The sequence below is a fragment of the Paractinoplanes lichenicola genome, from assembly GCF_016785085.1.
GTDB classification, from domain to species: Bacteria; Actinomycetota; Actinomycetes; order Mycobacteriales; family Micromonosporaceae; genus Actinoplanes; species Actinoplanes lichenicola.
This window is the reverse complement of the sequence record NZ_JAENHO010000002.1, coordinates 328,212-341,294: the sequence shown is the minus strand read 5'-3', so window position 1 is coordinate 341,294 and position 13,083 is coordinate 328,212. Positions and strand designations below refer to the sequence as shown.

Genomic DNA, 13,083 nt, shown 5'->3' with positions numbered 1-13,083 from the left:
TGGAACGGAGCCGACATCAATACATCGGTTGACGATACATATCGGCCGGCGTACGGTCAGCGGCCATGCAGATACCGACGTTGCTCATCCTCGCGGGCCTGGCCGAGCAACCCCGCCATGGCTACGGCATCGTTCAGGTGGTGGCCGACCTCTCCGCCGGTGAGGTGAAGCTGCGGCCGGGCACGCTCTACGGGGCGCTCGAGCGGCTCACCGAGCAGGGGCTGATCGAGGTGGATCACGAGGAGGCGGTGGAGGGCCGGCTGCGCCGCTATTACCGGCTCACCACGGAGGGCGCCGCCGCGCTCGGGGCCGAGATCGATCGGCTGCAGCGGCACACGGAGGCGGCCCGGAAGCAGCTGCGCCTGCGGCCCGCAGGGGGCACGGCGTGAGCGACGAGGCACGGCAGGTGCGCCGCTACCGCCTTCTCTTGCTCGCCTACCCGGGACGCTTCCGGCGCCGGCGCGGCACCGAGATGATCACCACGATGCTGGAGCTGGGTGAGCCGAGCCGCTCCGACGCCTGGCACCTGATCGCCAGCGGGGTGCGCGAACGGTTCCGGCTCCCCTCGGGCCGTCCGTTCACAGTGGTCGGCGCGTTGCTGGTGACCCTGGCGCTCGGCATGTTCGGCGCGGCCGCCGGCAGTTGGCTCGGCTCTCCCGGCCTGCCGGCCCGGTCCGAGGTCATGCACCTGGTGAACCCCGCGGTCAGCAACCCGATGGCGAGCTTCTCCCACCGAACCAGCTGGTCGGGCCGAGCCGATTCCCTCAACTTCACGCTGGCACCGAAGGCGCAGCAGCCAAGCTGGACCGTCGAAGATGCCCGCACCGGCCTGATCGCGGCCGGCTGGACGATCACCGAGTTCACCGCCGACCCGCGCCCGGCGTCGATCACCTGCACCACTGACGACATCTGCACCTTCGATTCCTCGTCCGCGACCGTGCTGGCCGAACGCGACGGCCTCGTCCTCAGCGGCACCGCGACCGACTTCCTGGCCGACAAAACCGGCACCGCCTGGATCGGCGGTCTCACCGGCAGCGTGGTCGTCGGACGGGGCGCCGTCTACCTGCCCCTGACGATCGCCGGCGGGCTGCTCGGCGCGCTGACCGGCTGGCTGCTGACCGCCGCGTTCGCCTACCGGATCAGGTCCCGGCCGCTGGCCGCGGTGTTCACCGGGGTGGCGATGACCGTCGCCGCCCCGCCGGTGTGGGCCCTCATCGTCAACGCCGTCATGCTCGGTCAGCATCTCTCCGGCACCGGGCTGGTCTACACCCTGCATGCGGCGCTGCTACCCGACTCGCACCTCGACGGCGTCCCGGCCTGGCTGATCCCTGCCTGCGCGATCGCGGCGGCGGCGATCGCGATCGGCGTCCTCGTCCTGTCCACCGACCGGGAGGACCTGCCGGGGGCCACCCGGCCGACCTGATCCGCCGAATTTTGACGCGTTATTAACGCCCGGGCCCGGGCGGCGACGGGCCCGGGCGTGGACTCTGGTCCGGTGAGTGAGCAACAGGCCCCACCCGAGTTCGCCGTGCCCGCCGTCATGGCCTCGCCGGCTCACGAGACTCCGCCGTCGAAGGGGGTCGCGGGGTGGTTGCTGCGTCACCGGGTGCAGCCGGTCGGGCCCGCGGCCGGCGAGGGCCACACGGAGCAGCACTCCTGGTGGAAGGTCATGTGCCTGACCGGGGTGGACTACTTCTCCAGCCTGGCCTACGTGCCGGCGATCGCCGTCGCCGCCGCCGGGGCCGTCTCCCCGCTGGCCACCCTGCTGATCGTCGCGCTCACCCTGTTCGGGGTGCTGCCGATGTATCGGCGGGTGACCCGGGAGAGCCCGCACGGCGCCGGTTCGGTGGCCATGCTCGAGCGGTTGCTGCCGTTCTGGCAGGGCAAGCTGTTCGTGCTGGTGCTGCTCGGTTTCGTCGCCACGTCGTGGCTGATCACGATCACGCTGTCGGCCGCGGACGCCAGCGTGCACGTGGTGGAAAATCCGTTCTTCCCCTCGTTCCTGCACGGCCACGAGGTCGCCCTCACCGTCGGGCTGCTCCTGCTGCTCGGGTTCGTCTTCCTGCTCGGCTTCAGCGAGGCCGTCAGCGTCGCCATCCCGCTGGTCGCGCTCTTCCTCGGCCTCAACGCGCTGGTCATCGGGGCCGGCCTGGTCGAGGTCGTCACCGACGGCACCGCCTGGTCGGCCTGGACGTCCGCGCTCGGCGACACCGGCAACCTGTTCCAGCCCGCCTTCGTGGCCTTCCCCCTGCTCGTGCTCGGGCTTTCCGGCTTCGAGACCGGGGTCAGCATGATGCCGCTGGTCGCCGCCAAAAACCTGGAGGAACGCGTCCGCAACAGCCGCCGGTTGCTCACCACCGCGGCGGTCATCATGAGCGTCTACCTGCTCTCGGCCAGCTTCGTCACCACCGTGCTCATCCCGGCCGACGAGTTCGGCCCGGGCGGCGAGGCCACCGGCCGCGCGCTGGCCTGGCTGGCCCACGAGCAACTGGGCGAGGTGGTCGGCACCGCGTACGACATCAGCACCATCCTGATCCTCTGGTTCGCCGGCGCGTCGGCGATGGCCGGCCTGGTCAACATCGTGCCCCGCTACCTGCCCGGCTACGGCATGGCGCCCGAGTGGGGCCGGGCCGTGCGCCCGGTCGTGCTCGTCTACACCGCGATCACCGTCATCATCACGATCGCCTTCGACGCCGACGTCAACGCCCAGGCCGGCGCCTACGCCACCGGCATCCTGGCCATGATGGTCTCCGGCGCCTTCGCCGTCACCGCCTGGGCCTTCCGCCACCGCAAACGCGGCGCCACCGTCGGCTTCGCCCTGCTCACCCTGATCCTGGGCTACGCGCTGGTCGAGAACATCATCGAGAAGCCGGACGGCATCGCCATCTCCGGCCTGTTCATCGCGGGCATCATCATCGTCTCGCTGATCTCCCGGGTCAGCCGCACCACCGAGCTACGCGTCGACAGCATCGAGTTCGACGAGACCGCCCGCCGCTTCATCACCGAGTCGATCGAGCTCGACGGCGCCCTCGACCTGGTCGCCCACCGCCGCCAGACCGGCGACGCGGCCGAATACCGGTTCAAGGAACGCGAGCAGCGCGGCGACAACCCGGTGCCGGGCGCCAACGACATCCTGTTCCTCGAGATCGACGTCGTCGACCCCTCCGAGTTCAGCAACACCCTGCTCGTCCGGGGCATCGACGTCGACGGCTACCGCATCCTGCGCACCGAGGCCCCGGCCGCCCCCAACGCCATCGCCGCGATCCTGCTCGCGCTGCGCGACGCCACCGGCGTACGCCCGCACTGCTACTTCGCCTGGGCCGAGGGCAGCCCACTGGTCCACATGATCCGCTACTTCCTGCTCGGCCGCGGCGACACCGCCCCCGTCACCCGCGAGATCATCCGCAAACACGAGCCCGACCAGGCCCGCCGCCCCGGCGTCCACGTCGGCTCCTGACCAGGGCCGCGCCGGATGCACTGCGCAGTCCACGACAAGCGGGTCGCCTTCGACTTCTGGATCCGGTGGTGGCCGGACACCGGGCTGCCGTTGTACTCGGTGCGACACCAAGACGGTCAACGTGCTCATCTGATCGCGGCCGCCGCCTGATACCGCCCAGTTTAGACCGACTGCTGCCGCACGGACGAACCGGCCGGTCCGTCCGTGCGGTTATCCACAACCGGGTGAAACTGGGCGGCGGCCATCGACCGGTTTGAGGCAGCATGACGGCGTGGACTTACGGGGACCGGCGCGCTTTCTCTGGTGGTTGGGACGCACGAACAAGCGTCGAGTGGCGATGGGGGCGCTGTTCGGCTCGCTCTGGTTCCTCAGCCTGGCCACCACCCCGTGGCTGCTCTCGCAGGCCATCGATCACGGCCTGGCCCGTCAGGATCGCGGCACGCTGATCGGCTGGGCGGCGACCGTCCTGGTCGTCGGCGCGGCCAGCGCGGGCCTCGGGATCATGCGGCACCGCAGCATGACGAAGCTGCGGATGGCGGCCGCGCTGCAGACGGCCGACCTCGTGATGACCCACGCGACCCGGCTCGGCTCGGCGCTGCCCCGGCGGATCACCGCGGGTGAGGTCGTCACGATCGGCATCTCCGACGTGTGGACGATCGGCCGCGCGATGAACGTCGGCGGCGTCGGCGTCGCGTCCACCCTGGCCATCTCGGTGGTGGCGACGATCCTCTTCCGTACGGCACCCACGCTCGCCGTCGTCGTGCTGATCGGCGTACCGGTGCTCGCGGTCTTCGTCGGCCCCCTGCTGCAGCGCGGTCAGCGGGCCGGGCTCACCTATCGCGAGCAGCAGGGCGAGCTCAACACCCGGCTGGTCGACGTGCTCGGCGGCCTGCGCATCCTCAACGGCCTCGGCGGCAAGCAGACACACCTTTCCCGGTACGACGAACAGTCCGCGCGCCTGCGTGACCAGGGGTATCGCGTCGGTGGCCCGTTCAGCTGGATCGGCGCGCTCGGCGACGGGCTCCCGGTCGTGTTCCTGGCCGTGATCGTCTGGCTGGCGGCCCGGCTCGCGGCCTCCGGCGGCCTGACCGTCGGCGAGCTGGTCGGCGTCTACGGCTACACCGCCATGCTGGTCATCCCGGTCAACGTGCTGATCTTCTGCTCGTTCGACGTCACCCGGGGCCTGGTCGCGGCCCGCCGCGTGGTCGACTTCCTGCGCCTGCCCGAGGACGATCTCTCCGGCGCCCCCGGTCCGGCCGGTCCGGCCCCGCTGCGTGACCCGGAGTCCGGTGTGGTCGCCGAGCCCGGCCGCCTGACCGCCCTGGCCGGCGCCCGCCCGGCCGACGCGGCCGAGGTGATCGACCGCCTCGGGGCGTACGGGCCGACCACCGCGACCTGGGGCGACCGGCCGCTGGCGCAGATCGCCCAGCCCGAGATCCGCGCCCGCATCCTGGTCGCCGAGCCCGACGCCGACCTGTTCGCCGGTCAGCTGCGCGACGTGGTCGCCGGCCGCGACGACGCCGACGACGAGCGGGTGCGCGCCGCGATCCGCACCGCCGTGGCCCACGACGTGGCGTCCGACCTCGGCCGGCCGATCGAGTGGTCCGGCCGCAACATCTCGGGCGGCCAGCGGCAACGGGTGCGACTGGCCCGGGCCGTGCACGCCGACCCCGAGATGCTGCTGGCCGCCGAGCCGACCTCGGCCGTCGACGCGCACACCGAGGCCGCCATCGCCGAGCGCCTCACCGCCACTCGCCGGGGCCGCGGCACGGTCGTGGCCACCACCTCGCCGGTGCTGCTCGACCAGGCCGACGTCGTGCACTACCTGGTCGAGGGCCGGGTCGCCGCCACCGGCACCCACCGCGAGCTGCTCGCCTCCTGCCCCGGCTATCAGGCCCTGGTAACCCGCGTCTTCGGGGAGGACATGTGAGCACGTCGCTTCCCGTCGCCGATCAGCGGCAGGTCGCCCGGGCCACGCTGCGCCTGATCGCCGCCGACCGGCGCTCGATGACCGCCGTGACCGTCCTCAACGTGCTGGCCGCCCTGGCCGGCCTGGGCGGCCCGTGGCTGCTGGGCCGCATCATCGACACGGTCGCCGAGGGTGGCGGCGTCGCGGCCGTCGACCGGCTGGCCCTGGGCGTGCTGGCCTGCGCGATCGCCCAGACCCTGCTGGCCCGCCAGTCGCTCGGCATCGCCTACCGCTTCGGCGAGCGCACCGCCGCCCGGATCCGCGAGGGCTTCCTGCGCCGCTCGCTCGGCCTGCCCGCCGCCGTGATCGAACGCGTCCCGGCCGGCGATCTCGCCGCGCGCGGCACCACCGACGTCGACGCGGTCGCCAACACGCTGCGCGACATCCTGCCCAACATCCTCATCGGCGTCGTCCAGATCATCTTCATCGTGATCGCCGTCCTGCTGCTCAACCCGCTGCTCGGCATCGTCGGCGTCCTCGGCCTGTCCGGCATCTGGTTCGCCACCCGGTGGTATCTGCGCGTCGCCCGCCCCGCTTATCTCAAGGAGGGCGAGGCCAACTCCCGCCTGGCCGACGAGCTGGCCGCGACAACCTCAGGCGCCCGTACGGTCGAGGCGTTCGGCCTGGCCGAGCGGCGCCTCGACGCGGGCCGCCGGGCGATCGACGAGACCCGGCGCACCCGGCTGGCCACCCTGGGCCTGCGCAGCGTCTTCTTCCCGTCGGTGGAGATCTCGTACGCGGTCCCGAGCGTCCTGGTGCTGCTGGTCGGCGGGTTCCTCTACTTCGACGGGCACGTGTCGCTGGGCACGGTCGGCGCCGCCGTGCTCTATCTGCGCCAGCTGGTCGGCCCGCTCGACATGATCCTGATATGGATCGAGTCGTTGCAGAGCAGCAGCGCGTCGTTCGCCCGCATCGAGGGGCTCTCCGCGGTGCCCGCCGGGCCCCCGGCGTCGACGACGCTGCCCGACGGTGACCGCATCGAGATCTCCGGCGTGCGTTACGCGTACGACGAGGGCCGCGACGTCCTGCACGACGTGACCTTGACCGTACGGCCCGGGGAACGGCTCGCGATCGTCGGCCTTTCCGGCGCGGGCAAGTCGACGCTGGGCCGCCTGATCGCCGGGGTGGACCGGCCGGCGTCCGGCTCGGTGGCCGTGGGCGGGGTGCCGGTGGCCGACCTGCCGCCCGACGAGCTGCGCCGCCAGGTCGTGCTGGTCACGCAGGAACACCACGTCTTCCGCGAGTCCCTGCGCGACAACCTGATGATCGCGGCCCCCGACGACGAGCTGCGGCGGGCCCTCAAGACGGTCGGGGCCGACTGGGCCGACGACCTCGACCGCGACCTGGGCGAGCACCCGCCCGACGGGGCCCAGGCCCAGCAGCTGGCCCTGGCCCGGGTGGTGCTGGCCGACCCGCACACGGTCATCCTCGACGAGGCCACCGCGCTGCTCGACCCGACCGCCGCCCGTACGGCCGAACGCGCCCTGGCCGCGGTGCTGCACGAACGTACGGTGATCGCGATCGCCCACCGCCTGCAGACGGCCCACGACGCCGACCGGGTGGTCGTGATGGAGGACGGCCGGATCATCGAAGCCGGCACGCACGACGCCCTGGTCGCGGCGGGCGGCCCGTACGCGGCCCTGTGGCGCTCCTGGCACAGCTAGCTTCTGAACACACCGTCCAGGGCCAGGTCGATAGTGCGATCGGCGGCGGCGCGGGCCTCGACCTCGCCGTCCAGGGTGCCCTCGAGCACGCCCTCGACCATGGTGAAGATCAGCACGAGGTCACCGGGTTCGAGATCACGGCGTACGTGCCCGTGCTCCTGCGCCCTTCTCAACGGCTCGGCCAACAGCGCCACAATGCGGCGCAGATAGCGGCCCTGCACGGCGGGCTCGAGGCGGCGGGCCAGCCGGACGAGGGGACGCATGCTCACCTGGGCCCGCAGCACGCCATCGAGCACCGCGCGGAAGGCCGCCGGCTGCTGCCCGGCCGCCTCAACACAGGCCTCGAGCCGCTCAACCTGAAAGGCGATCACGGCCGAGGTGAGGGCGTACCGATCGGGAAAGTGCCGATAGAGCGTCGCCTGCCCGACACCGGCGCGGCGGGCAATCTCCGGCATCCCCACGGCGGCGCGCTCACTGGTCATCAAATCGCAGGCGGCCCGCACGATGGCATCCCGGTTCCGCTGAGCATCACGGCGCCGCGGCGTCTGAACCCCGTACAGCATCCGGCCGCCCCTCCTGCCTGGGCTTCTGCTCCCCGAAGTGACCTACGTTACTGGCTAGTAACGATAATGTCATGAAGTTCAATTTCTCGGAACCGGCTCTTACGCTGCCGAAACTGGAGCGCTCCAGCCCCTCCCACAGGTGAACCCCTTCCCCGTACGGACGTGCCACCACGTCCGCACGCCGGGGCTCGCCGCCCTTGCTCTGCATGAGGAGAGCGCATGGAGCCCCGTCGCAAGATCCTGCTCAGCGTCGCCCTGTCCGCCGGCCTCGTCCTCCCCGGCGTCCTTCCTGCCCCGGCCTCGGCCGCGTCCCTCACCGCCGTTGCCCCGCCCGCTGCGCTCGCCGCCGCACCCGTCGCACTCGCCGCCGCACTTCCCGCCGCCCCGCCTGCCGGACTTCCCGCCGCCCCGCCTGCCGGACTTCCCGCCGCCCCGCCTGCTGCTCTCCCCGCCAAGGCGGCGGTCGCCACCACCGGCTACAAGTTCGTGGACATTTCGGGCGCCGGGGTCACGCTCAAGGCCAACGTGATCGCCCCGGCCGCCGCCGGTCGCTACCCCGCCGTGATCCTTCCCGCGAGCTGGGGCCTCAACGACCTCGAATACCTGGCGCAGGCCAAGAAGCTGGCCGAGGGCGGGTTCGTCGTCGTCTCGTACACGCCGCGCGGCTGGTGGGCGTCCGGCGGGGAGATCGACACGGCCGGCCCCAAGGACATGGCCGACCTGTCCAAGGTGGTCGACTGGACGCTCGCGAACACGTCCGCCGACCCCGCTCGCGTCGGCGCGGCCGGGATCTCGTACGGGGCCGGAATCTCTTTGCTGGGCGCCGCGTTCGACAAGCGCATCCGCGTCGTGGCCATGATGAGCGGCTGGACCGACCTGGTGTATTCGCTGTTCAGCGACTCGACCCGGCATCGCCAGTCGGCCGGGCTGCTGGAGCTGGCGGCCGAGCTGCTCGGCAACGCCGGCCCTGAGCTGAGCGGCAAGCTGGCCGACTTCAAGGCCAACCGCGACGTCGCCGAGGTGATGGCCTGGGCCCGCGTCCGTTCCCCGGCGACCTACCTCGACCGGATCAACGCCAACGCCCCCGCCGTGCTGATCGCCAACGCGTGGGGCGACTCGTTCTTCCCGCCCAACCAGCTGGTCGACTTCTATCGGCAGCTCACCGGCCCCAAGCGCCTCGAACTGCGGCCCGGCGACCACGCGATCGCCGAGCTGGGCGGCGTCTTCGGCTTCGAGAACGACGTCTGGACCGGCGTACGGGCGTGGTTCGACGAGCACCTGGCCGGCGGCGCGCCCGGCACCCAGCCGCCGGTGCTCGTGCGGCCCGACAACGCGGCCACCGAGTCGTACGCCGACTGGTCGGCCCTGAGCACGTCGACGACCCGCTACGGACTGGGCCGCATCCGCACGCTCGACGGCACCGGCCTGCTCGGCGGCGCGCCCACTGCCGGCTGGTCGAAGGCGCTGCCCACCGACAAGGACACGATCGCCAACGGCGGGGTCGTCCTGCTGACCAACGGTGTTTCGGCCTTCACCAACCAGCGCCCGTCGATCTGGCTCCCGACGGTCGACCGCGGCCGCGCCGGCGTCTGGGCCGCCGCCCGTCCCGGCACGGCCCTCAAGATCCGGGGGATTCCACGGCTGCACCTCGACGTGACCCAGTCCCAGGGTTCGGCCGTGGCCTACCTGTACGACCTGGACAGCCTCGGCACGGCCCGCCTGATCACCCACAGCCCCGTCACGTGGTCGGGCACCAACCAGGTCGACCTGGCCCTCTCGGCGGCCGCCTACGACGTGCCCGCCGGTCACTCGCTGACCCTGGTCGTCGACACGGTGGACCCGCTCTACTACGACGCCAACGCCCCCGGCCAGCAGATCACCATCACGGGCGGCTCATACCTGGACGTCCCGACCCGCTGACGCACCCGCCGCACTGCCCGCCCGGCGCCCGGCCTGCGCGGGCCGCGGTCGGAGCCTGGCCCACAACCCGAGGTCGTCTCACCCCGCCGGGGGTGGGGCGGCCTCAGCCGTGCTTACGCCCGCGCCCGCCCGCCGTGCCCGTGCCCGCCGCGTCCGCCGTGGCCGTGCCGGTGTCCGCCCCGGCCGCCCTGTCCCCCGTGCGCCCCGCTGGCCATGACCGCCCGCCGCGCCCGCCAGGCCAGCAGCGACCCGATCGAGACCGCGGACAGGATCGACCCGACCGACACGAACGAGGCGATCGACCCGACCGAGCCGAAGGACCCGATCGACCCGATGGACAGCGCCGACCCGGTGGAGCCGATCGACAGCACCGACCCCTTGGAATAGATGCTCAGCACGGAGCCCTCGGACTTGTACGACAGGATCGAGTCCTTTCTCATGCCGTGATTATCGCCCTCCTCCCCGCTGCCGCGCTGACCCCGGCGTCCGTCAGAAATCCGAGAAGATGTACGGCATCTTGCGCGGGAACATTCTGGTCAACGCACTTATGGCCGCCCCGTCGGCCCGCCCCAGCCCACGCGTGATCACCTCGATCGGGTCGAGCACCCCGTACAGCAGGCCGCTGAACCCACCCACCGAGAGCGTCGCCGCCGGATCGGCCGTCCCCTTGGTCACCGTGAGCCGCCCGCCCTCGCCGACCAGGCGCCACGACCCACCCACGAGCTCGTCGTCCGGGATCTCGATCGTCACGTCACCGTCCCCGACCGCCGTGCCGCTCAGCGCCGGCATGTCGAGCACGCGCACCATCGCCCCGCCGTGCGTCGGAAAGTCGACTCGCCCCTCGCTGGTGACCTGGAAGTCGGTGCCCCACAGCTCTGGCACTTCGTCGGTGCCCACCCGCACGTGCACGCGCGCGATCTGGTCGACGTGCCGCGCGAAGAACTGCAGCAGCAGCGCCCGCCCCAGCGGCCCCGTGGTCAGCAGATCAGAACCATGAAGATCCGCCCCGTACGCCTTCACCCGGTAATCCACGGCCCCGACCACCTCGCCGCCGGCCCGCGCGATCGCCAGCCACCGCTTGTCCTCCCGGAACTCGGCCGCCCGGGTCTCGTCGTAGATCGCGAACCCGTGCCGCTCGGGAAGCAGCCGGTGATGCAAGGCCCGCCACTCGTCGAACCCCTCCCGCATGGGCAGCCGCTCGACCTCACCGGGCAGCTCGGTGCGGGTCAGGTGAGAAAGCCCTTCGGGGGCAAACGTCGCGATGCGGTGGCGAGGCGTCCCGACATACCCGAACCGGGCATAGAAGCTCGGGCGGAACGGATACAACGCGCTGACCGTGTGCCCCTCCTCGCGAGCCTGCCGCAGCAGCCGCTCGAGCACCCCGCGCACCAGCCCCCGCCGCCGCGCCGACGGATGCGACGCGACCGAGGCGATGCCCGCCATCGGATGCACCGTGCCCCGCACGTTCTGCCGCATCCGCAACGCCGCCGCGCAGGCCAGCGTCACCCCGTCCTCCTCGGCGACCATGTTGATCGCCGTCTCGAAGAACCTCATGCGGCGCGCGTACACCACCTCGTCGTCCTCGGGCCAGGGCGAGGCCGAGAACGCGTACGACTGGAGGGGGAACATGGTCGCCGTGCGCTCCGCCGCGCTGATCTGTCGGAACTTCATGGGCCCATCCAACACCGGGAGGACCCTCCGCCGCCTGCCGGATTTCCGGCCTGTGGATAACTCGGAACGCCCTGGTGAACCCCGCCCCACGACTCGCCGGGGTACCCCGGTTTGGCAAGGCCCCTGGTGACCCGCTAATGTTTCTTCCGTCGCCGGGCAAGCCCGCAACACAGGGTGGAGCGAAGCGACATGCGGACGTAGCGCAGCTGGTAGCGCATCACCTTGCCAAGGTGAGGGTCGCGGGTTCGAATCCCGTCGTCCGCTCGGATGGGCCTTCGCAGTCGTGCTGGGCCTGCTCGGTGGAGTGGCCGAGAGGCGAGGCAACGGCCTGCAAAGCCGTCTACACGGGTTCAAATCCCGTCTCCACCTCGGCAGTATGCTGTACCCCAAAGGGCGATTGGCGCAGCGGGAGCGCGCTTCCTTGACACGGAAGAGGTCACTGGTTCGATCCCAGTATCGCCCACAAGTCGGAGGCGGCAGTGTGTCTGCGGAAAGCGCAGACCCTGCCGCCTTGTTCTTTCCGGCGCGACTTCGTCGCGCCAAAGCGGGGGCTTCGCCACCCGCACCCCCTCTGCCGCTCTCACCCTTTGGCCGCGGCTGGGCTGGAAATGGCTACGCCACCCTGCGCCGGCTCCGCGGCCCTCAACAGCAAGGGCTTCGCCACCCGCACCCCTTGCCGCTCTCACCCTCTAGCCGGGGCTGGACTGGAAGCGGCTACGCCACCCTGCGCCGGCTCCGCGGCCCTCAACAGCGGGGGCTTCGCCACCCGCACCCCTTGCCGCTCTCACCCTTTAGCCGGGGCTGGGCTGGAAGCGGCTACGCCACCCTGCGGCTCCGCGGCCCTCAACTTCGCTAGCTCTCGGCACTTTGCTGCTGCCCTTGCCCTTCGCGGGCTGCCTGAGCTGGAGAATGCTTTGCTGGCCGGTGAGTTTGAGGGGCGGGGACGCGGCTCGTTGTCCGGGCATTGTGGGAGCGGGCGCGAACAGGTTGGGAGTGTCGCTTGCGTCAGTCGAGTAGTAACATTGCTACACGGATTCGGGGGTGGGGGCAGTGACGGTCACCAGATTGTCAAGTCGCGAGTTCAATCAGGACACGGGCCGGGCCAAGAACGCAGCTCGCAGCGGTCCGGTTTTCATCACCGACCGGGGGCGGCCGGCACACGTGCTGCTGACGTTCGAGGATTATGAGCAGCTGACCGGCGGGCGAGAGAGCATCGTTGACCTGCTCGGCCTGTCTCCGGATGAGGCTGACATCGAGTTCGAGACCACCGCGTCCCGTGACCTGGCCCGGCCCGCGGATCTGAGCTGATGTTCCTGCTGGATACGAACGTCGTCTCCGAGTTGCGGAAGGCCAAGGCCGGCCGGGCCGACAAGAATGTTGTCGCATGGGCGGCCGGTGCTGCGGCCAGCAGTATGTTCGTGTCGGCGATCACCGTTCAGGAGTTGGAGATCGGGGTTCTCCTGGCTGAACGACGCGATCCGGCGCAAGGCATGATCCTGCGTCGTTGGCTGGAAGCGCAGGTGCTGCCCGCATTCGCCGAGCGGATTCTCTCGGTCGACACCGCGGTTGCCCGACGCAGCGCCACTTTGCACGTTCCCGATCCACGGCCTGTTCGTGACTCGCTCATCGCAGCGACCGCACTCGTACACGGCATGCCGGTCGTCACTCGTAACGGAGCCGACTTCGCGCCCTCCGGCGTTGAGGTGATCGACCCGTGGCGGCCCCTCGACGAGGGTGCCTGAGAATTCCCCAAACCGCGATCGAAGATCCGCCATCGCTCGCAGGCCCGGGTTTGCTACGCCTTTCGCCTTGTTCAGGTCTATCGACGGATCACCTGCA

At 71.1% G+C, this 13,083-nt stretch carries 11 protein-coding genes and 3 tRNA genes; 11 read left to right on the top strand and 3 right to left on the bottom strand.

Annotated elements, in window-relative coordinates; all coding sequences use genetic code 11:
- Positions 1-65: 65 nt before the first annotated feature.
- From JKJ07_RS06185 to JKJ07_RS06165, 5 genes are all read left to right on the top strand, one after another.
- Positions 66-389: a PadR family transcriptional regulator gene (locus JKJ07_RS06185; protein WP_202990265.1), complete on the top strand. Its 324-nt coding sequence runs from the start codon at positions 66-68 to the stop codon at positions 387-389.
- Complete coding sequence (locus JKJ07_RS06180) at positions 386-1,423, top strand: hypothetical protein (protein ID WP_202990264.1); 1,038 nt, start codon at positions 386-388, stop codon at positions 1,421-1,423. Before JKJ07_RS06185 ends, JKJ07_RS06180 begins: the two co-directional genes overlap by 4 nt.
- Positions 1,424-1,540: 117 nt before the next feature.
- Entirely contained in the window at positions 1,541-3,457 is a 1,917-nt protein-coding gene (locus JKJ07_RS06175; protein WP_202990781.1) for an APC family permease, read from the top strand.
- 337 nt (positions 3,458-3,794) lie between these two features.
- Entirely contained in the window at positions 3,795-5,387 is a 1,593-nt protein-coding gene (locus JKJ07_RS06170; protein WP_202990780.1) for an ABC transporter transmembrane domain-containing protein, read from the top strand.
- Positions 5,384-7,090: an ABC transporter ATP-binding protein gene (locus JKJ07_RS06165; RefSeq protein ID WP_202990263.1), complete on the top strand. Its 1,707-nt coding sequence runs from the start codon at positions 5,384-5,386 to the stop codon at positions 7,088-7,090. The genes JKJ07_RS06170 and JKJ07_RS06165 overlap by 4 nt, the downstream gene beginning before the upstream one ends.
- Here the strand turns inward: JKJ07_RS06165 and JKJ07_RS06160 are convergent.
- Positions 7,087-7,572, bottom strand: coding sequence for a TetR/AcrR family transcriptional regulator (locus tag JKJ07_RS06160; protein ID WP_236028440.1), 486 nt, complete (start codon positions 7,570-7,572; stop codon positions 7,087-7,089). The genes JKJ07_RS06165 and JKJ07_RS06160 overlap by 4 nt on opposite strands.
- 300 nt (positions 7,573-7,872) lie before the next feature.
- On the opposite strand from JKJ07_RS06160, the gene JKJ07_RS06155 reads away from it, so the two are divergent.
- Positions 7,873-9,573, top strand: a complete 1,701-nt coding sequence (locus JKJ07_RS06155; protein ID WP_202990261.1) for a CocE/NonD family hydrolase — start codon at positions 7,873-7,875, stop codon at positions 9,571-9,573.
- A 113-nt stretch (positions 9,574-9,686) separates the two neighbouring features.
- On the opposite strand, the gene JKJ07_RS06150 is transcribed toward JKJ07_RS06155, so the two are convergent.
- Both JKJ07_RS06150 and JKJ07_RS06145 read right to left on the bottom strand, forming a co-directional pair.
- Positions 9,687-10,013, bottom strand: coding sequence for a hypothetical protein (locus JKJ07_RS06150; RefSeq protein ID WP_202990260.1), 327 nt, complete (start codon positions 10,011-10,013; stop codon positions 9,687-9,689).
- A 49-nt stretch (positions 10,014-10,062) separates the two neighbouring features.
- On the bottom strand, positions 10,063-11,244 hold the full coding sequence (locus JKJ07_RS06145) for a GNAT family N-acetyltransferase (protein WP_202990259.1): 1,182 nt from the start codon (positions 11,242-11,244) through the stop codon (positions 10,063-10,065).
- Positions 11,245-11,435: 191 nt separating this feature from the next.
- Here JKJ07_RS06145 and JKJ07_RS06140 point away from each other — a divergent pair.
- The 5 genes from JKJ07_RS06140 to JKJ07_RS06120 all read left to right on the top strand — a co-directional run bounded on the left by JKJ07_RS06140 (position 11,436) and on the right by JKJ07_RS06120 (position 12,986).
- Positions 11,436-11,508: transfer RNA gene (locus JKJ07_RS06140), tRNA-Gly, on the top strand.
- A 34-nt stretch (positions 11,509-11,542) separates the two neighbouring features.
- Positions 11,543-11,613: transfer RNA gene (locus tag JKJ07_RS06135), tRNA-Cys, on the top strand.
- 22 nt (positions 11,614-11,635) lie between these two features.
- Positions 11,636-11,707 (top strand) — tRNA-Val (locus JKJ07_RS06130).
- 587 nt (positions 11,708-12,294) lie between these two features.
- The gene (locus JKJ07_RS06125) at positions 12,295-12,552 is read left to right on the top strand and encodes a type II toxin-antitoxin system Phd/YefM family antitoxin (protein ID WP_202990258.1); all 258 of its coding nucleotides are present in this window, start codon (positions 12,295-12,297) and stop codon (positions 12,550-12,552) included.
- On the top strand, positions 12,552-12,986 hold the full coding sequence (locus JKJ07_RS06120; protein ID WP_202990257.1) for a type II toxin-antitoxin system VapC family toxin: 435 nt from the start codon (positions 12,552-12,554) through the stop codon (positions 12,984-12,986). Before JKJ07_RS06125 ends, JKJ07_RS06120 begins: the two co-directional genes overlap by 1 nt.
- The last annotated feature ends 97 nt before the right edge of the window (positions 12,987-13,083 follow it).

What these genes read in the sequence shown, in the direction of transcription:
- JKJ07_RS06160 (WP_236028440.1), bottom strand. Translation starts at nt 7,572, where the DNA reads ATGACCAGTGAGCGCGCCGCCGTGGGGATGCCGGAGATTGCCCGCCGC.
- JKJ07_RS06170 (WP_202990780.1), top strand. Translation starts at nt 3,795, where the DNA reads ATGGGGGCGCTGTTCGGCTCGCTCTGGTTCCTCAGCCTGGCCACCACC.
- JKJ07_RS06145 (WP_202990259.1), bottom strand. Translation starts at nt 11,244, where the DNA reads ATGAAGTTCCGACAGATCAGCGCGGCGGAGCGCACGGCGACCATGTTC.
- JKJ07_RS06155 (WP_202990261.1), top strand. Translation starts at nt 7,873, where the DNA reads ATGGAGCCCCGTCGCAAGATCCTGCTCAGCGTCGCCCTGTCCGCCGGC.
- JKJ07_RS06185 (WP_202990265.1), top strand. Translation starts at nt 66, where the DNA reads ATGCAGATACCGACGTTGCTCATCCTCGCGGGCCTGGCCGAGCAACCC.
- JKJ07_RS06175 (WP_202990781.1), top strand. Translation starts at nt 1,541, where the DNA reads ATGGCCTCGCCGGCTCACGAGACTCCGCCGTCGAAGGGGGTCGCGGGG.
- JKJ07_RS06120 (WP_202990257.1), top strand. Translation starts at nt 12,552, where the DNA reads ATGTTCCTGCTGGATACGAACGTCGTCTCCGAGTTGCGGAAGGCCAAG.
- JKJ07_RS06150 (WP_202990260.1), bottom strand. Translation starts at nt 10,013, where the DNA reads ATGAGAAAGGACTCGATCCTGTCGTACAAGTCCGAGGGCTCCGTGCTG.